Here is an 18,254-nt window from a genome sequence, read left to right as displayed (position 1 = left end):
TAAAAATTTGATATACTGGTACTAATCTAAAAGCAGAAAGGACTTATATAATGACTTGGATTATTCTTGGAGTTTTAGCTCTTATTGTTATTTTTGTGATTGTTAGCTATAACGGTTTGGTTAAGAATCGTATGCAAACCAAGGAGGCTTGGAGCCAGATTGATGTTCAGTTGAAACGTCGAAATGACCTCTTGCCAAACTTGATTGAAACTGTAAAAGGTTATGCAAAATATGAAGGTTCTACCCTTGAAAAGGTGGCAGAACTACGTAACCAAGTGGCGGCAGCGACTTCACCAGCAGAAGCTATGAAAGCTAGTGATGCCCTTACTCGTCAGGTTTCAGGTATTTTTGCAGTTGCAGAAAGCTATCCAGATTTGAAAGCTAGTGCAAACTTTGTTAAATTGCAAGAGGAGTTGACAAACACAGAAAATAAAATTTCTTACTCTCGTCAACTCTACAACAGTGTTGTCAGCAACTACAATGTAAAATTAGAAACTTTCCCAAGCAATATTATCGCTGGAATGTTTGGATTTAAAGCAGCAGATTTCCTTCAAACACCAGAAGAGGAAAAGGCAGTTCCTAAAGTTGATTTTAGCGGTTTAGGTGACTAAGATGTTGTTTGATCAAATTGCAAGCAATAAACGAAGAACCTGGATTTTGTTGCTGGTATTTTTCCTACTCTTAGCTCTGGTTGGCTATGCAGTTGGTTACCTCTTCATGCGATCTGGGCTTGGCGGTTTGGTTATTGCACTGATTATCGGATTTATCTATGCCTTGTCCATGATTTTTCAATCCACAGAGATTGTCATGTCCATGAATGGCGCGCGTGAAGTTGATGAGCAAACGGCACCAGACCTCTACCATGTAGTGGAAGATATGGCTATGGTGGCTCAGATTCCTATGCCCCGTGTTTTCATCATTGAGGATTCTTCTTTAAATGCCTTTGCGACAGGTTCTAATCCTCAAAATGCGGCGGTTGCTGCGACGTCAGGTCTCCTCGCTATCATGAATCGTGAAGAACTAGAAGCTGTTATGGGGCATGAAGTTAGTCATATTCGTAATTATGATATCCGCATTTCGACAATTGCTGTTGCCCTTGCCAGTGCTATCACCATGCTTTCTAGTATGGCAGGTCGTATGATGTGGTGGGGTGGAGCAGGTCGCAGACGAAGTGACGATGATAGAGATGGAAATGGTCTTGAAATCATTATGCTAGTGGTTTCCCTACTAGCTATTGTGCTGGCACCTCTCGCCGCAACCTTGGTGCAACTAGCCATTTCTCGTCAGAGGGAATTCCTAGCTGATGCTTCCAGCGTCGAGTTGACTCGCAATCCTCAAGGAATGATCAATGCTCTACGTAAGTTGGATAATAGTAAACCGATGAGTCGTCCTGTAGATGATGCCAGCAGTGCACTTTATATCAATGATCCCAAGAAAGGGGGAGGGTTCCAAAAACTCTTTTATACCCACCCACCTATCTCAGAACGGATTGAACGTTTAAAACATATGTAAAATGAAGGCTGGGAAAAAGTCTTTAAAATCTTAAAAACGCATAATATCAGGTGTGCAAAAACTTGATATTATGCGTTTTATTATGGGAAGATTTACTTCGTTTTCTCCTAAAATTGTGTTTTTGCCCCACCTATCTGCTATGTTGAAAATTTATAAATCTTCTAAATCAACTACCTCTAAACCATGATCTGTCATGCGATAGATGATCGAGCAAACTTCTTTTAAGAAACGACGATCATGCGAAACGGTGATGAGACCACTAGAATAGGTGGCAAAGAGTTTTCTAATTTCGGGTTGAGAAGTGGGAGAAAAGTTTCGTGTAGGTTCATCCAGCAGGAGAAAGTTTGGTTTGCGCAAGACTAAATCCAAAAGCAGAAGTTTCCCCTGTTGCCCGCCAGATAAGAAGCGAATTTGATGCTGCATTTCTGGATAACTGAAATTGAGACTGGCTAAGTGAGATTGGATTTTCTGTAGCTCCTCTTTTTCTCCAGTTTTGCTGAGGTAGGCTAGTGGTGATAAATCCAATTGCAGTTTTTTGTGGTAATCTTGTGGCATAACACCAAGTGAAATTTCTCTTTTGGAGCTAAGCAGTTGTTGAAACTTGGCTAGCAGAGTCGATTTTCCAATACCATTTGGGCCGATAATACCGATTTTTTCTTGTCCACGGACAGTTAGTCGTAGTTCTTGAACCAAAACTCGGTCGCCAATGGACAAATTTTCTTTTTCCAGTTGGATTAAAACTTTAGAAACCGGTAATGGCTGTATATCTGAGAAAAAAAGTCTAATTTCTTCCTCTTCAAGTGGTTTTTGGGTCATGGACTGAGCTGTCTTTTCAATACGTTTTTCTTGAGAGAGAACATTTTTCATCTTTTTAGCCAATAGGCGACCTGCAGTACTGTCTTTAGTAGCTCGAAGCGCAGTTTCTACATTTTGCTTGACTCGTCGATGTTTTTCCATGGTTTTATTGTAGGCTCTTTGGTCGTTAGCAGCTTGCTGGCTTTGTTTGGTAAAATTAGCCTTTCTCTGCTCACTATAGCAATCATAGTCTAAATGCTCTACTAGTGTTTCCGCTTCTTTACGGTGCTTTACCAGTCGCAAGTGGACAATAGTGTCTGCCGTTTCAGAAAGAAAGTCCTCATCATGGGAAATGAAAATAACGGTTTGCCTAATCTTTCGAATCTGACCTTTTAGCCAATCAACCGTCTCAAGGTCCAGGTCATTTGAAGGTTCATCTAAAAATAAAATCTCAAAGGGTTTGGCTAACTCATGGATGAGCTGAATTTTCAAAGCTTCACCCCCTGATAGACTGCCAATCTCTTGGTCACTAGCAAAGCGATCACTATCAAAATGCAACTCCTCAGCCAAACGATAAAGGATACTGTAGTCTAAATCAGCAGGATCTAAAAAGAAGTAGTCGTGTAGAGTTTTCTTTCTCAGCTCCTCGGGAATTTTTTGAGGAATGTAGGCTATTGATTGATAATCAGATTGAATGTCTCCCCTGATAGTGAAATCAGGTAAAGTTTTCCCCATTAAAGTTTTAAGCAAGGTTGATTTGCCATTTCCTTCTTCGCCAATAATAGCTATCTTTTCTCCGTTTTGTATGGTCATGTTTAAGTCAGAGACAAGGTCTCGTAAATCTTTGTTTTGTGTGATGGTCAGGTGATTGATTTTTATCATATAATTGCCCTTTCTAGAATGTTCATAGTGCATAACAAAAAGCTCTATTTTACCTAGTAGAGCCCAAAGTCTATGTCAAAAAAACTCTATTAATACTCTTCGAAAATCTCTTCAAACCACGTCAGCGTCGCCTTACCGTATATATGTGACTGACTTCGTCAGTCTTATCTACAACCTCAAAACAGTGTTTTGAGCAACCTGCGGCTAGCTTCCTAGTTTGCTTTTTGATTTTCATTGAGTATAAAATGCCAGAAGAAAGAGCATAAAAGAGCACACAAAAGAGACAAAAACAAGATCTACTAAATAAAGGTTCTTTATTTGATAGACTTAGTTGTTCATGTCTCCCTTACCTCCGAGTATTAGTACCTTTATCCTATACCTTTTAGGAAGTTTTGTCAACAGAAAACTAACAAATCTAATCTCTAAAATCCGAAAACAGGTCCATAGAGAGTTAGCACGTGTTTGACATGCTCGTAATGGAACTTATCATAGTTGCGCCAAGCGGTACGTGCTTGGTCGTTCAGTTTTAGACTACCGAGGCCTATCAGAAGACTGGTACATTGGTAAAATTTCTCAAGATCGATTAAGATACTGTTGTTCAACTTTTCCGTTTTTTTGAGCTCTTGCAGAGTATTATTTAGCAGCTCTTGCAGTCGAATATCATCTGCCCTACCCTGTTTGCAGCTTTGGAAACTTTTATTTAACTCGGATAGGAGTTGGGTTGCATTAGTAATGAGTTCTTTGTCTTCCATGTGAGCATCCTCCTTGCTCTGATGTATTATTGCCTATAGTATAGCACTAAAAAACAAAAATGTCATAGTAAATATGTTAAAAAGTAAGGATTTTAATTACAAAGTTTGATGTGCTGATTTGTAGCCTTTTCATGGTATAATCAAGAGAGTAAATCTTTATGGAGGAAGTATGAAATTAAATATTCAAGAAATTCGTAAGCAGTCTGAAGGCTTGCATTTTGAACAAACGTTAGACCTAGCAGCCGATCTGCGTGCACGTAATCAAGAAATTTTAGATGTAAAAGATATCCTTGCAGTTGGGAAAGTACAGTACGAAGACCGTATGTATTTCTTAGATTATCAACTATCTTATACCATCGTTCTTGCTTCAAGTCGCAGTATGGAACCAGTTGAGTTAGTTGAATCTTATCCAGTAACGGAAGTTTTCATGGAAGGCGCAACTAACCAACTAGATCAGGAAGTTTTAGACGATGATTTGGTCTTGCCTATCGAAAATGGAGAACTTGATCTTGCTGAGAGCGTGTCAGATAATATCCTACTAAACATTCCTATTAAGGTCTTGACTGCTGAAGAAGAGGCTGGTCAAGGATTTGTTTCAGGAAATGATTGGCAAATCATGACTGAGGAAGAATACCAAGCTCAACAAGCAGTTAAGAAAGAAGAAAACAGTCCTTTTGCTGGCCTACAAGGACTATTTGATGGAGACGAATAATGGTCTTGTCAAAAAAACGAGCACGAAAAGTGCTAGAAGAAATCATTGCTCTTTTTCCAGATGCCAAACCCAGTCTTGATTTTACCAATCATTTTGAACTCTTAGCCGCAGTTATGCTTTCAGCGCAAACAACAGATGTAGCTGTCAACAAGGCCACACCAGGCTTATTTTCTGCATTTCCAACGCCACAAGCCATGGCTCTTGCAAGTGAAAGTGAAATTGCTTCTCATATTTCTCGCCTGGGGCTGTATCGAAATAAGGCTAAATTCCTTAAAAAATGTGCCCAACAGTTACTAGATGATTTTGATGGTCAAGTCCCTCAGACACGTGAGGAATTGGAGAGTTTGGCAGGTGTTGGTCGCAAGACAGCCAATGTTGTCATGAGTGTGGGCTTTGGAATTCCAGCCTTTGCAGTAGATACTCATGTGGAGCGTATTTGCAAACACCACGATATCGTCAAAAAATCAGCGACACCACTTGAGGTGGAAAAGCGGGTCATGGATATCTTGCCACCGGAGCAGTGGTTAGCTGCCCATCAGGCCATGATTTATTTTGGAAGAGCTATTTGTCATCCTAAAAATCCAGAGTGTGACCAATACCCACAGTTATATGACTTTAGCAATTTATAAGCAATTTATAAGATGGGGTTTCAAAAGTTTTTGCTTGATTTTAAGCATGCTTTGTGCTATAGTATTTGATAACTAAATATTCCTTTAAACCTGTCCCGTGAGGCAGGCAAGGAGAACGATTAAGTAGTAGGGTGAAGTCTATACTGTTTGCAGTAGGGCTCGCTTGGCTATACATTTCAAGTCTCCTTGTTTAAGGAGACTTTTCTTTTTGGAGGTTTGTCATGAAGGCAAAAGAAGTTGTAGACGAATTAACTGTCAAAAGAGCGATTACGCGTATTACTTATGAGATTATCGAACGCAACAAAGATTTGAATAAAATCGTCTTGGCTGGTATTAAAACTCGTGGTGTATTTATCGCCCACCGAATCCAAGAACGTTTGGAGCAACTAGAAAATCTTTCAGTTCCTGTTGTGGAATTGGATACTAAACCTTTCCGTGATGATGTTAAAAGTGGAGAAGATACTTCTTTGGTTTCTGTCGATGTGACAGACCGCGAAGTTATCTTGGTGGATGATGTGCTCTATACAGGTCGTACCATCCGTGCTGCTATTGATAATATTGTAGGTCATGGTCGTCCAGCGCGCGTGAGTTTAGCAGTTCTAGTCGATCGTGGACATAGAGAATTGCCTATCCGTCCAGATTATGTTGGGAAAAATATCCCGACCAGTCGTTCGGAAGAAATCATCGTTGAGATGGCAGAACTTGACGGCCAAGACAGAGTTCTGATTACTGAAGAAGCTTAGAAAGCTAAAGGAGTAGCCATGTCAGAAAATCAACAAGCATTGAACCATGTGGTTTCCATGGAAGACCTTACTGTTGATCAAGTCATCAAATTGATCAAGCGAGGAATTGAGTTTAAAAACGGTGCCCAGCTTCCTTATGAAGACCACCCAATTGTTTCCAATCTTTTCTTTGAGGATTCTACACGAACTCATAAATCCTTTGAAGTAGCAGAGATTAAATTGGGGTTGGAGCGACTTGACTTTGATGTCAAAACCAGCTCGGTCAATAAGGGTGAGACACTTTATGATACCATCTTGACTCTGTCTGCTTTAGGAGTGGATGTCTGTGTGATTCGCCATCCAGAGGTTGACTATTATAGACAGTTGATTGCAAGTTCGACGATTACGACTTCTATTATCAATGGTGGAGATGGTTCGGGTCAACACCCTAGCCAGAGCTTGCTTGATTTGATGACTATTTATGAGGAATTTGGTCTCTTTGAGGGTCTTAAGGTTGCGATTGCAGGTGACTTGGATCACTCTCGCGTTGCCAAATCCAATATGCAGATTTTGAAACGCTTGGGAGCTGAACTTTTCTTTGCAGGACCTGAGGAATGGAGAAGTCAAGAGTTTGCAGACTATGGACAGTTTGTAACCATTGATGAAATCATTGATCAGGTGGATGTCATGATGTTTCTCCGTGTGCAACATGAACGCCATGATAGTGGAACTGTCTTTTCAAAAGAAGACTACCATGCCCAACATGGCTTGACTCAAGAACGTTATGATCGCTTGAAAGAAACAGCAATCCTCATGCACCCAGCTCCAGTCAATCGTGATGTAGAAATCGCAGATCACTTGGTTGAAGCACCAAAATCACGGATTGTCCAACAAATGACTAATGGTGTCTTTGTTCGAATGGCAATCTTAGAATCCGTACTGGCGAGTAGAAACGCCAACTAAAACACAAGACGTTAAAAGACGCCAGTGAGCGTCCACGAGAGGTGAAAATATGACAAAAAGACTTCTAGTACTAGAAGATGGCACAGTTTTTGAAGGCAAGGCCTTCGGAGCAGATATTGATGTAACAGGCGAAATCGTCTTTAATACAGGGATGACTGGCTACCAAGAATCCATTACAGACCAGTCTTATAATGGACAAATCTTGACCTTTACTTATCCTTTGGTAGGAAATTATGGCATTAACCGTGATGACTACGAATCCATTATTCCAACTTGTAAGGGAGTCGTTGTTTTCGAAGAGGCGCGTAGAGCAAGCAACTGGCGCAATCAAATGACGCTGGATGAATTTTTGAAAGCCAAGAAAATTCCAGGTATTTCAGGAATTGATACGCGTGCTCTTACCAAGATTATCCGTAAGCATGGCACTATGCGAGCAACATTAACTCATGTTGGAGACAGTATGGACCATGTGACGGACCAGCTTCAAGCAACAGTTTTGCCGACTGACAATATCAAACAGGTTTCTACTAAAACTTCATATCCAGCTCCAGGAGTTGGTTTGAGCGTGGTGCTAGTGGACTTTGGTCTCAAGCACTCAATCCTACGTGAACTTTCTAAGCGAAACTGTAATGTGACGGTCGTTCCTTATTCAACAACGGCGGAAGAAATTCTCCATCTCAATCCTGACGGAGTTATGTTGTCAAACGGTCCAGGTAACCCAGAAGATGTTCCACAAGCACTCGACATGATTCGTGGTGTGCAAGGAAAAATTCCAATCTTTGGTATTTGTATGGGGCACCAACTCTTTGCCATGGCAAACGGTGCTAAGACTTACAAGATGAAATTTGGTCACCGTGGCTTTAACCATGCGGTACGCGAAATTGCTACAGGACGTGTGGATTTTACAAGTCAAAACCATGGTTATGCAGTTAGCCGTGAGGATTTGCCAGAGCACTTGATCATTACCCATGAAGAAATCAATGACAAGTCAGTTGAAGGTGTACGTCACAGATACCAACCGGCTTTCTCTGTTCAATACCACCCAGATGCAGCCCCTGGTCCACACGATGCAAGTTACCTATTTGACGAGTTTATCGAGATGATGGAAGCTTTTAAACGATCAAACTAAGAACGAGTAAAACCTCGTCGGAGAATTTATGTAACTGAACACGGACGGAAAGCTCGGAATTTAGAGAAACCAACTTGGATTGTCAATCCTTCCTTGGTTTCCTAAAATTCAATCGCTTTCTATTCGTCCTTTGTATCTTATTTAATGTCGCTCTGTGAGGCGACGAATAGAAAGGAGAAGGGTGGTCCGTATTTGCTAAATTGAATACGGGCTACGGACGGTGCTAAAAAGATAGTTATTCCTAGAACTGATAGTTCTTCGTCATAACTCCTATTTTAGCTTTGTCCGCTTGACGCCCTTAATATCTTATAAATGCCTAAACGTACTGATATTCAAAAAATTATGGTGATTGGTTCTGGTCCGATTATTATTGGTCAAGCTGCTGAGTTTGACTACGCTGGGACCCAGGCTTGCTTGTCTTTGAAAGAGGAAGGTTATGAGGTTGTTTTGGTTAACTCAAATCCTGCAACTATCATGACGGACAAGGAAATTGCTGATAAGGTTTATATTGAACCGATTACACTTGAGTTTGTGACACGAATTCTTCGCAAGGAACGTCCAGATGCCTTGCTACCAACACTCGGTGGTCAGACAGGTCTCAACATGGCCATGGAATTATCTAAAAATGGTATCCTTGATGAGCTTGGTGTTGAACTTCTGGGAACTAAATTATCTGCTATTGACCAAGCGGAGGATCGTGACCTCTTTAAACAATTGATGGAAGAATTGGAACAACCCATTCCAGAATCTGAAATTGTAAACACTGTTGAAGAAGCTGTTGCCTTTGCAGCAACAATTGGCTACCCAGTCATCGTTCGTCCAGCCTTTACACTTGGTGGTACTGGTGGTGGAATGTGTGCTAATGAGGAAGAATTGCGTGAAATCGCTGAAAATGGATTGAAATTGTCACCTGTGACCCAATGTTTGATTGAACGTTCGATTGCAGGTTTCAAGGAAATCGAATACGAAGTTATGCGTGACTCAGCTGACAATGCTTTGGTTGTTTGTAACATGGAAAACTTTGACCCAGTTGGGATTCATACAGGGGATTCCATTGTATTTGCCCCTGCGCAAACCATGTCAGACTATGAAAACCAAATGCTACGTGACGCGAGTTTGAGCATCATTCGTGCCCTTAAGATTGAAGGTGGATGTAACGTTCAGTTGGCCCTTGATCCCTACAGCTTCAAGTACTATGTCATCGAAGTAAACCCTCGTGTGTCGCGTTCTTCAGCCCTTGCTTCTAAGGCGACAGGTTACCCAATTGCCAAATTGGCTGCTAAGATTGCCGTCGGTTTGACCTTGGATGAGGTTATCAACCCAGTTACAGGTTCAACCTATGCAATGTTTGAGCCTGCCCTTGACTACGTTGTTGCCAAGATTCCACGTTTCCCATTTGACAAGTTTGAAAAGGGTGAGCGCCGTCTTGGTACTCAGATGAAGGCCACTGGAGAAGTCATGGCAATCGGTCGTAACATTGAAGAATCTCTTCTTAAGGCTTGCCGTTCACTTGAAATTGGCGTTCACCACAATGAAATGCCTGAACTTGCAGCAGTTTCTGATGATGCCTTGATTGAAAAAGTAGTCAAAGCCCAAGATGATCGTCTCTTCTATGTATCAGAAGCCATTCGTCGTGGCTACACACCAGAAGAAATTGCAGAGCTTACAAAAATCGATATCTTTTATCTCGATAAACTCCTACATATCTTTGAAATTGAGCAGGAGTTGGGTGCCCATCCACAAGATCTTGAAGTTTTGAAAACAGCTAAACTTAATGGCTTCTCAGACCGTAAGATTGCTGAACTCTGGGAAACGACAGCTGACCAAGTTCGTCAACTTCGTTTGGAAAACAAGATTGTCCCAGTCTACAAGATGGTGGATACTTGTGCGGCGGAGTTTGACTCTGAAACACCATATTTCTATTCAACCTATGGTTGGGAAAATGAGTCTATCAAGTCTGATAAGGAATCTGTACTAGTCCTAGGTTCTGGTCCAATCCGTATCGGTCAAGGTGTTGAGTTTGACTACGCAACTGTTCACTCGGTTAAGGCTATTCAAGCGGCTGGCTATGAAGCCATCATCATGAATTCAAACCCAGAGACCGTTTCAACAGACTTCTCTGTGTCAGATAAGCTTTACTTTGAGCCATTAACATTCGAAGATGTCATGAATGTCATCGACTTGGAGCAACCAAAGGGTGTTATCGTTCAGTTCGGTGGTCAAACAGCCATCAACCTTGCGGAGCCATTGGCGAAAGCAGGTGTGACCATCCTTGGGACACAGGTTGCTGATCTAGACCGAGCTGAGGACCGTGACCTCTTTGAGCAAGCTCTTAAAGATTTGGATATTCCACAGCCACCAGGACAAACGGCTACCAATGAAGAAGAAGCAGTTCTTGCAGCTCGTAAGATTGGCTTCCCAGTTCTTGTCCGTCCATCTTATGTACTTGGTGGACGTGCTATGGAAATCGTTGAAAACGAAGCAGACCTTCGTTCTTACATGCGCACAGCGGTTAAGGCTAGTCCTGACCATCCAGTCCTTGTAGACTCTTATATCGTTGGTCAGGAGTGCGAAGTTGATGCCATCTCAGACGGGGAAAATGTTCTCATCCCTGGTATCATGGAGCATATCGAACGTGCCGGTGTCCACTCAGGTGACTCAATGGCCGTATATCCTCCACAAACCTTGTCGCAAAAGGTACAAGAAACAATCGCAGACTATACTAAACGCCTAGCAATCGGTCTTAACTGCCTTGGAATGATGAACATCCAGTTTGTCATCAAGGATGAAAAAGTCTATGTTATTGAGGTCAATCCACGTGCCAGCCGTACGGTTCCATTTCTTTCTAAAGTGACCAATATCCCTATGGCTCAAGTAGCAACCAAGCTCATTCTTGGTCAAAAACTTGAAGAACTTGGCTACCAAGATGGACTTTACCCTGAAAGCACCCGAGTTCATATCAAGGCACCTGTCTTCTCCTTTACCAAACTAGCTAAGGTAGACAGCTTACTTGGTCCTGAAATGAAGTCAACAGGGGAAGTTATGGGTTCTGATACGACTTTGGAAAAAGCTCTCTATAAGGCCTTTGAAGCTTCTTACTTACACTTGCCAACTTTTGGTAACGTTGTATTTACCATCGCTGATGATGCCAAAGAAGAAGCCTTGGACTTGGCTCGTCGTTTCCAAAATATTGGCTATGGAATCCTCGCGACAGAAGGGACAGCAGCCTTCTTTGCCCGTCAAGGATTGCAAGCCCAACCTGTTGGTAAGATTGGTGATGACGATAAGGATATTCCAAGCTTTGTTCGTAAAGGAAGAATCCAAGCTATCATTAACACAGTAGGAACCAAACGAACTGCAGACGAAGATGGAGAGCAAATCCGTCGTTCAGCCATTGAACACGGAGTGCCCCTCTTCACAGCCCTAGATACAGCTAACGCCATGCTCAAAGTATTGGAAAGCCGTAGTTTTGTTACAGAAGCAATCTAGTTGAGAAAATTTTTCACAGTTAAAAAGCCAGCGTCAGAAAACGCTGGTTTTTTTCAATACTGTTCTTGCTTGTTTTAACTATCATGCTTTCCTTAAGAATCATTTCAAAATGTGATATAATAAGAATAAATTGGAAATAGGAAATTATTTTCATTATATTTTCAAAACTCCATTAATAAAATAGGCAAAGACAAGATTAGAAAGTGAATATTCCGATGTCTTCTTACAAAAAGGTCTCTCTTTCTGAGATTAATCAATCTATTGAAACTCCGAATAACAATCGTTTTTGGCAAAATCTAAAAGCATTTTTAGGGCCTGGAGCTCTTGTAGCAGTTGGTTATATGGATCCTGGAAACTGGATTACCAGTGTGGTTGGTGGTGCTTCCTACAAGTATAGTCTCTTATTTGTTATTTTGATTTCCTCCATCATTGCCATGCAACTACAACAGATGGCTGGAAGGCTCGGTATCGTGACTAGGATGGACCTAGCACAGGCAACAGCTCATCATGCTCCCAAGTGGCTTCGCTATAGTCTGTGGGTGATTTTAGAATTAGCTTTAATGGCGACAGACTTGGCTGAGGTTTTAGGTTCAGCGATTGCTTTAAATCTTTTGTTTAAAATACCGATTATGGTCGCTATCCTCCTAACCGTTTTAGATGTATTTCTTTTGCTCTTGTTGATGAAATTTGGGTTCAAGAAGATTGAAGCTATCGTTACAACTCTTATCTTAACCATATTAGGTATTTTTTCTTATCTGGTTGCTTTATCTAATCCAAGTATGCAGGGGATTTTTGGTGGCTATTTACCGACTTCGACTTTATTTGAAAGTTCCTTGCCAGGACATGAGAGTCAACTGACTTTGGCTTTAGGGATTGTGGGAGCAACAGTCATGCCCCATAATCTCTATCTCCATTCATCCCTATCTCAAACAAGAAAAATCAACCATAAGGATAAGAAAGATATACGAAAAGCTGTCCGTTTTATGACCTGGGACTCAAATCTTCAGTTGTCTCTAGCCTTTGTTGTCAATTCCTTGCTTCTTATTTTAGGTGCCTCCCTCTTTTTGGGCCATGCATCTGAAATTTCAGCTTTCTCTCAAATGTACAATGCTTTACAGGATTCGACAATAGCAGGAGCGATAGCCAGCTCAACTCTGTCAACTTTGTTTGCTTTAGCTCTCTTAGCAAGTGGCCAAAATTCTACTATTACAGGTACTTTGACTGGACAGATCGTTATGGAAGGTTTCTTGCATATGAAATTACCACAGTGGGTTATTCGTGTCGGAACACGGATTTTTGCCTTGCTCCCTGTGATGATAGTTGCTGTCTTGTTTGGGCATCAAGAAAAGACCTTAGATCAGTTATTGGTCTATTCACAGGTCTTTCTTTCAATCGCTCTTCCATTCTCAATTTTTCCCTTAATTTATCTGACTTCTAAGAAGTCAGTGATGGGAGAATTTACCAATGCCAAGTGGAACACAATCCTAGGCTACGTAGTTTCAATCATCTTGACTATTCTCAATATCAAGCTTCTTTTCGATATTTTTTAACCCCGTTTGAAATCAATTATAGTGTCAGCGTGACGGTTGCCAAATAGAAAGTAGTAGTGATTGGTTTATAAAAAGAAGAAAAAAAGAACAGTTGAAACTGTTCTTTTTTATCATTATTTGAGACCGTATTTTACAAAGGTATACTCTGTAATGTTTAAATCCTTATTAAATCAACGTTTCTAAAGGGAAAGTAGCTGTAAAATATTATATATATAGCGTATTGTTAAACCAAGACGGTACCAAAAAGGTACCAAAAATTAAGGTTTCGGAGCTTATAAAATAAAGAAAGATGTCTCAGGTGTTTGAGATTTTTTTTTGACAAGAAAAAACTCTTGAATATAATCCAAGAGTAAAACGAATAGGACCAGTGGTGGAGCGGGTTCTTTACAGCATAAAGCTGAAGGCAGTACCTAACCTGTACCTAAAACAAGTACCTTTGAGCAAACTGTTACCAGTCACCCGACAAACATCCTATCCTTATCCATAGTTTAGGATAAATAAGAGAGAATGTCAACAATAATTTTTATTAACTTAGGTGTTTGTGATATTTGACTTCTCCTTGATTGATTTATTCCAATTTTACAAAGGTATACTTTGTAATGTTTAAATCCTTATTAAATCAACGTTTCTAAAGGGAAAGTAGCTGTAAAATATTATATATATAGCGTATTGTTAAACCAAGACGGTACCAAAAAGGTACCAAAAATTAAGGTTTCGGAGCTTATAAAATAAAGAAAGTTGTCTCAATCAGTTGAGCTTTTTTTATTGTCTTTTTGTAGCAAAGTGACATAGTCACTTTTAGTGTGGAATAAGTGAGATAAAAAAACATTGTTTCGTTTTTGATCGATGAAGTAAAGCAAAACATATTGGTCAATAATTTTTCCTCGTGTTGGATACTTGCTGTTAATTTTTATTCCGATTTTCTCATCAGCGTCAAAACCTGCTTCAGGAAAAATTTCTAAACTTTTTAAGCTGTCTAAAATTTTAGCCACAGTATTTTTGGCAGATTGAGGTGATAGAAGTACCGTAGCTATATAGTCGTGTATATTGTCGATAGCTTCCTCGACCTCTTTTGAAGCAATCACTTTATAAGCCATAGCGTACCCTCATATTGTTTAGGGAAGTACCTTCTCCTGCCTCGTATTCTCTCAAGGCACGTTCAGATTGGGCTTGTAATTCCTCAATCAACTGTTCTCTATGTAGATCTTCGGCCGTCTTAATAGGCAAATCTTGCTCCAGGACTATTTGCTCCACAAATAAAGAAATAGCATCTGTCATTGTCATTCCCTTTTCCTTGATAATATTTCGAGCTTGTTCCATAGTAGCTTCATTCAGTTTAAAATTGTATTGTTTTGATAATGTTATAGCCATGACATATCTCCAATCTATACGTTATAGATTGATTATATACTAGATATAGATTTTAATCAAGAAAAAGAGACTGGGACAATAGTCTCTTATCTTCAAAAAAGCAACGGATTTGCCGTTGCTTTTTTGCATGGTTGCGATAGTCTTGGTAAAATAGAATTGCCCAATAAACCATTTAGAAAGGCTATCCCATGCATATTCACTATAACACAAATCAAACAACTTTACCACTAGAAATCCGTTCTTTCTTGCCACAAGAACATCTCGTCTTTACTATTGAAAAAGTGGTAAATACCTTGGAAGATAGCCACTTCCATGCCTTCTAATTGCCTATTCACAAGAGATTTTCTCTGGACAAAAATTGAAAAAATGATGATTGAAACCCTCGCTATGCAGTACCTAACAGGACAGTTGGTTGTCAGCTGCCGCACTATCAATAGCCCATTATCAGGAAAAATGACTTGAAGAATATTGCTCCTCATGGCTTCAGACATACTCATGCTATCTTGATGATTGAAACGTGTGTAGATCCTGTTAACGCAGCCAAAAGGTTAGGGCATGCAAGTAGTCAGTTGACCTTGGATACTTATAGCCATTCTACAGTAGTAGGGGAGAAGAAAGCTATCACAAAATTTGTAGATTACCTGGATAGTGAAAAAGGTTAGTTTTCCAAGACGGTACCAAAAACGGTACTAAAAATAAAAAGCCAAATCCAATTTCTTGGAAAAGGCTTTGTATCAACGTTTTTAAGCAATAAATGCGGTTGATTATTTGAGACCGTATTTTTTGTTGAAACGATCCACGCGTCCATCTGCTTGAGTGAACTTTTGACGTCCAGTGTAGAATGGGTGTGAGTCTGATGAAATTTCCACACGGATCAATGGGTAAGTTTCGCCTTCGAACTCAACTGTTTCGTTAGAGCGTTTTGTTGAACCGCTAAGGAATTGGTAACCAGTAGTTGTGTCCATGAAGACAACTGGGCGATATTCTGGATGGATATCTTTTTTCATTTTGCAATATTTCCTTTCTGCCATGGTCTCTTTGCGAGCCATAGATTGTTACCATACTAGTCTATCAGATTATGAAATGTTTGGCAAGTATTTTATCAGTTTTTAAGCAAGTTTTTTAACTTTTGGTATATGATTTCGTTTTCCTCTAGGCTATAGGAATTAGCACCGCTTGCTAGAGGGTGGCCTCCTCCATCATGTTCTTTGGCAATTTCATTGATAGGATGGATTTTACTGCGTAAGCGAACACGGTAGTGGCCATCAGCCTGTTCTACAAAAATTCCCCAGAGACTGACGCTGTCAATACGACCAGGTGCTCCAACAATAGCGGCAGTTTCAGCATCGGTAACATTGAATTGTTTCAAGACTTCTTGACTCAGGATAACGCGCGCTGCACCATTTTCATCCACTTCCAGATGGTCGTAGATGTAGCCCTGTAGTTTAGCAATTTTGTAGCTCATAGTGTCCATTTTGCGAGTGAGAGACGCAAAGTCAAAGTTATGTTCTCTCAGAAAGGCAGCCAGGCGAAGAGTCCGTGCAGTGGTAGAAGGGTAGAGGAAACGACCTGTATCACCAACGATTCCTGCAAAGAGCAACTCAGCAGCTCGATTTGACAAGGTCAGTTGGGTTGTTTCAGCAAATAGGGTAATCATCTCGCTAGCGCTACTTGAACTAGTATCCACCCAAGATAGGTCACCATATACATCATCATTTGGATGGTGGTCAATCTTAATGAGAAAATCACCTTGACTATAGCGCTTATCATCGATACGAGCAGTATTAGCCGTATCACAGACGATGACAAGTGCCCCTTGGTAGACACTATCTTCAACAAGATCCATCTCCGCCATCCAGGTCAAAGTTGGTTCATTAAAACCTACGGCTTTAATAGTTTTTTCTGGGAAATGATGTTTGAGAAGAGCTTTCAATCCCACTTGACTTCCCAAGGCATCAGGGTCTGGTTTCATATGACGATGGATGATAATCGTGTCGTATTCTTTGATTTTTTCTAAAATTTGATGGCAAATTTCCATAAATAACCTCAATTCTTTCTCATTTCATTGTAGCACAAGAATTTTTATTTTTAAAATGAAAAAGATGTGATATAATGGAGAAAGATAAATTGAGGAGGACGATATGGCATTAGCAAAAATTGTATTTGCCAGTATGACCGGTAATACCGAAGAAATTGCAGATATTGTAGCAGACAAATTACGTGACTTGGGCTTGGATGTCGATGTTGATGAATGTACAACTGTTGACGCTTCAGACTTCTTGGAAGCAGACATCGCTATCGTTGCGACCTATACTTATGGTGATGGAGAATTGCCAGATGAGATGATGGACTTCTACGAAGACCTAGCAGATCTCAACTTGAATGGCAAAATCTACGGAGTGGTCGGTTCAGGTGACACCTTCTACGATGAATTCTGTAAGGCTGTTGATGACTTTGACCGTGTTTTTGTTTCAACAGGGGCAGAAAAAGGTTCAGAGTGTGTTAAAGTTGATCTTTCTGCTGAGGAAGAAGACATTGAACGCTTGGAACAATTTGCAGAAGAATTGGCTGCAAAAGTAGGATAAGCAGAAACGTGCGCTGATGCAATCAATCAGTGCATTTTTCTTATCGTGACTTGGGATTTTACTAGCCTATTTGGTGGCTTTTTGATACAATAATTCAAATAAAGGAGGAGACTGTATGGATTTAGATAGTATTCGTCAAGAAATTGATCAAATTGACGATCAAATTGTCAAACTGTTAGAAGAACGAATGCATTTAGTTGAAGGGGTTGTCGCTTATAAGAAGGATTCAGGGAAACCGATTTTAGATACCAAGAGAGAAGCAGTTATTTTTGAAAAGGTCAGAAATCGTGTAGAAGACAAGCGCTATCAGGAAACTATTGTCGCGACTTTTTCTGACATACTCAAACGTTCGCGTGATTATCAGGATCAAAACATCAAATGAAAAAAGAACAATTTTATCCGCTAGGGATTTTTCTAGCTGCCATGGCGGGCGGACTTGTCCGCTATCTAGTTTCCACTTGGTTACCAGCCAGTCCAGATTTTCCTTGGGGCACTCTCTTTGTCAACTATCTGGGAATTTTCTGCTTGGTTTATCTTGTCAAGGGCTATCTGGTCTATAAGGGGACTAGTAAGGGCTTGGTTCTAGCACTGGGGACGGGTTTTTGTGGAGGTTTGACAACCTTTTCTAGCCTCATGCTTGATGCTGTGAAACTGCTTGATACAGGGCGTTATCTTAGTTTGGTCCTGTATTTGCTTTTGAGTATCGGTGGAGGTCTGTTCTTGGCTTACTATTTGGGGAGGAAGAAATGGTAATCATTTATCTTGCAATTGCTTGTGGCTGCGGAGCCCTAGTACGCTATTTCTTTTCCCAATATAATCAAGCTTCTAAATTGCCACTCGGAACGCTCATAGCCAATCTTCTAGGTTGTTTTTTGATTGGCTTGCTCTACAATTATGTGGAGTCCAAGGAAGTCTATGCTATTCTAGCAACAGGATTTTGTGGAGGTTTGACGACTTTTTCGACCTTGAATGATGAACTCCAAAGACTGTTGAGTGATAAGAAGGTCTTTTATTCTTACCTGACTTTGACCTATCTAGGTGGTTTGGTTGCGATTTTTTTAGGAATTCTGCTATAAATTTCTTTACTTTTTTGTGGAAATTTGGTAAACTGTATCTTGTGTGTAATGGACGCACAAAAATACAGTTTATCCGCTGAGGAAGAT

General features: G+C 40.4%; 19 protein-coding genes and 2 pseudogenes. 15 read left to right on the top strand and 6 right to left on the bottom strand.

Going from position 1 to position 18,254, the window contains the following annotated elements; genetic code table 11:
* Positions 1–50 precede the first annotated feature (50 nt).
* Positions 51–611 (top strand): LemA family protein, encoded by a 561-nt coding sequence (locus KB197_RS06965; protein WP_000219833.1) that lies wholly within the window; start codon positions 51–53, stop codon positions 609–611.
* Position 612: 1 nt separating this feature from the next.
* A complete protein-coding gene (htpX, locus tag KB197_RS06960; RefSeq protein ID WP_064276869.1) occupies positions 613–1,512 on the top strand; it encodes a zinc metalloprotease HtpX in 900 nt (299 codons plus the stop codon).
* Between the two features lie 150 nt (positions 1,513–1,662).
* Here the strand turns inward: htpX and KB197_RS06955 are convergent, their stop codons facing one another.
* Together KB197_RS06955 and KB197_RS06950 are read right to left on the bottom strand one after the other, a co-directional pair.
* Positions 1,663–3,222, bottom strand: coding sequence for an ATP-binding cassette domain-containing protein (locus tag KB197_RS06955; RefSeq protein ID WP_064276868.1), 1,560 nt, complete (start codon positions 3,220–3,222; stop codon positions 1,663–1,665).
* A gap of 389 nt (positions 3,223–3,611) precedes the next feature.
* On the bottom strand, positions 3,612–3,941 hold the full coding sequence (locus tag KB197_RS06950; protein ID WP_064276867.1) for a hypothetical protein: 330 nt from the start codon (positions 3,939–3,941) through the stop codon (positions 3,612–3,614).
* 169 nt (positions 3,942–4,110) lie between these two features.
* Here KB197_RS06950 and KB197_RS06945 point away from each other — a divergent pair, with 169 nt between their 5' ends.
* From KB197_RS06945 to KB197_RS06915, 7 genes are all read left to right on the top strand, one after another.
* Positions 4,111–4,653 (top strand): YceD family protein, encoded by a 543-nt coding sequence (locus KB197_RS06945; protein ID WP_000773212.1) that lies wholly within the window; start codon positions 4,111–4,113, stop codon positions 4,651–4,653.
* Complete coding sequence (nth, locus tag KB197_RS06940) at positions 4,653–5,282, top strand: endonuclease III (RefSeq protein WP_064276865.1); 630 nt, start codon at positions 4,653–4,655, stop codon at positions 5,280–5,282. Before KB197_RS06945 ends, nth begins: the two co-directional genes overlap by 1 nt.
* Before the next feature lie 221 nt (positions 5,283–5,503).
* Positions 5,504–6,025 (top strand): bifunctional pyr operon transcriptional regulator/uracil phosphoribosyltransferase PyrR, encoded by a 522-nt coding sequence (gene pyrR / locus KB197_RS06935; RefSeq protein WP_000644747.1) that lies wholly within the window; start codon positions 5,504–5,506, stop codon positions 6,023–6,025.
* An 18-nt stretch (positions 6,026–6,043) separates the two neighbouring features.
* Positions 6,044–6,967 (top strand): aspartate carbamoyltransferase catalytic subunit, encoded by a 924-nt coding sequence (locus tag KB197_RS06930; protein WP_064276864.1) that lies wholly within the window; start codon positions 6,044–6,046, stop codon positions 6,965–6,967.
* 49 nt (positions 6,968–7,016) lie between these two features.
* Positions 7,017–8,096, top strand: a complete 1,080-nt coding sequence (locus tag KB197_RS06925; RefSeq protein WP_049500415.1) for a carbamoyl phosphate synthase small subunit — start codon at positions 7,017–7,019, stop codon at positions 8,094–8,096.
* A gap of 312 nt (positions 8,097–8,408) precedes the next feature.
* Positions 8,409–11,585 (top strand): carbamoyl-phosphate synthase large subunit, encoded by a 3,177-nt coding sequence (gene carB, locus KB197_RS06920; RefSeq protein ID WP_064276863.1) that lies wholly within the window; start codon positions 8,409–8,411, stop codon positions 11,583–11,585.
* Positions 11,586–11,800: 215 nt separating this feature from the next.
* Positions 11,801–13,135 carry an Nramp family divalent metal transporter gene (locus KB197_RS06915; protein ID WP_064276862.1) on the top strand — a complete coding sequence of 445 codons (1,335 nt, stop codon included), beginning with the start codon at positions 11,801–11,803 and terminating at the stop codon, positions 13,133–13,135.
* 743 nt (positions 13,136–13,878) lie between these two features.
* On the opposite strand, the gene KB197_RS06910 is transcribed toward KB197_RS06915, so the two are convergent.
* The gene (locus KB197_RS06910) at positions 13,879–14,232 is read right to left on the bottom strand and encodes a type II toxin-antitoxin system RelE/ParE family toxin (protein ID WP_064276861.1); all 354 of its coding nucleotides are present in this window, start codon (positions 14,230–14,232) and stop codon (positions 13,879–13,881) included.
* The gene (locus tag KB197_RS06905; protein ID WP_020902339.1) at positions 14,222–14,506 is read right to left on the bottom strand and encodes a type II toxin-antitoxin system RelB/DinJ family antitoxin; all 285 of its coding nucleotides are present in this window, start codon (positions 14,504–14,506) and stop codon (positions 14,222–14,224) included. The genes KB197_RS06910 and KB197_RS06905 overlap by 11 nt, the downstream gene beginning before the upstream one ends.
* 188 nt (positions 14,507–14,694) lie before the next feature.
* Here KB197_RS06905 and KB197_RS06900 point away from each other — a divergent pair.
* Positions 14,695–14,941 (top strand): annotated as a pseudogene (locus KB197_RS06900) (IS1182 family transposase); the annotation flags it as partial.
* Between the two features lie 5 nt (positions 14,942–14,946).
* Positions 14,947–15,168, top strand: a pseudogene (locus tag KB197_RS06895) (tyrosine-type recombinase/integrase); the annotation flags it as partial.
* A gap of 102 nt (positions 15,169–15,270) precedes the next feature.
* Here KB197_RS06895 and KB197_RS06890 read toward each other — a convergent pair.
* Together KB197_RS06890 and KB197_RS06885 are read right to left on the bottom strand one after the other, a co-directional pair.
* Positions 15,271–15,513: a type B 50S ribosomal protein L31 gene (locus tag KB197_RS06890; RefSeq protein ID WP_000710764.1), complete on the bottom strand. Its 243-nt coding sequence runs from the start codon at positions 15,511–15,513 to the stop codon at positions 15,271–15,273.
* 95 nt (positions 15,514–15,608) lie between these two features.
* Positions 15,609–16,544: a DHH family phosphoesterase gene (locus KB197_RS06885; RefSeq protein ID WP_064276980.1), complete on the bottom strand. Its 936-nt coding sequence runs from the start codon at positions 16,542–16,544 to the stop codon at positions 15,609–15,611.
* Between the two features lie 103 nt (positions 16,545–16,647).
* Here KB197_RS06885 and KB197_RS06880 point away from each other — a divergent pair, with 103 nt between their 5' ends.
* From KB197_RS06880 to crcB (KB197_RS06865), 4 genes are all read left to right on the top strand, one after another.
* On the top strand, positions 16,648–17,091 hold the full coding sequence (locus KB197_RS06880; protein WP_001162128.1) for a flavodoxin: 444 nt from the start codon (positions 16,648–16,650) through the stop codon (positions 17,089–17,091).
* Between the two features lie 115 nt (positions 17,092–17,206).
* On the top strand, positions 17,207–17,473 hold the full coding sequence (locus KB197_RS06875; RefSeq protein WP_212573482.1) for a chorismate mutase: 267 nt from the start codon (positions 17,207–17,209) through the stop codon (positions 17,471–17,473).
* On the top strand, positions 17,470–17,844 hold the full coding sequence (gene crcB, locus KB197_RS06870) for a fluoride efflux transporter CrcB (RefSeq protein ID WP_064276981.1): 375 nt from the start codon (positions 17,470–17,472) through the stop codon (positions 17,842–17,844). The genes KB197_RS06875 and crcB (KB197_RS06870) overlap by 4 nt, the downstream gene beginning before the upstream one ends.
* Positions 17,838–18,167: a fluoride efflux transporter CrcB gene (gene crcB / locus KB197_RS06865; protein WP_064276982.1), complete on the top strand. Its 330-nt coding sequence runs from the start codon at positions 17,838–17,840 to the stop codon at positions 18,165–18,167. Before crcB (KB197_RS06870) ends, crcB (KB197_RS06865) begins: the two co-directional genes overlap by 7 nt.
* Positions 18,168–18,254: the final 87 nt, after the last annotated feature.

It is taken from the genome of Streptococcus sp. 11-4097 (genome assembly GCF_018215285.2).
Classification (GTDB): domain Bacteria; phylum Bacillota; class Bacilli; order Lactobacillales; family Streptococcaceae; genus Streptococcus.
This window is presented reverse-complemented; position numbering and strand designations above follow the sequence as displayed.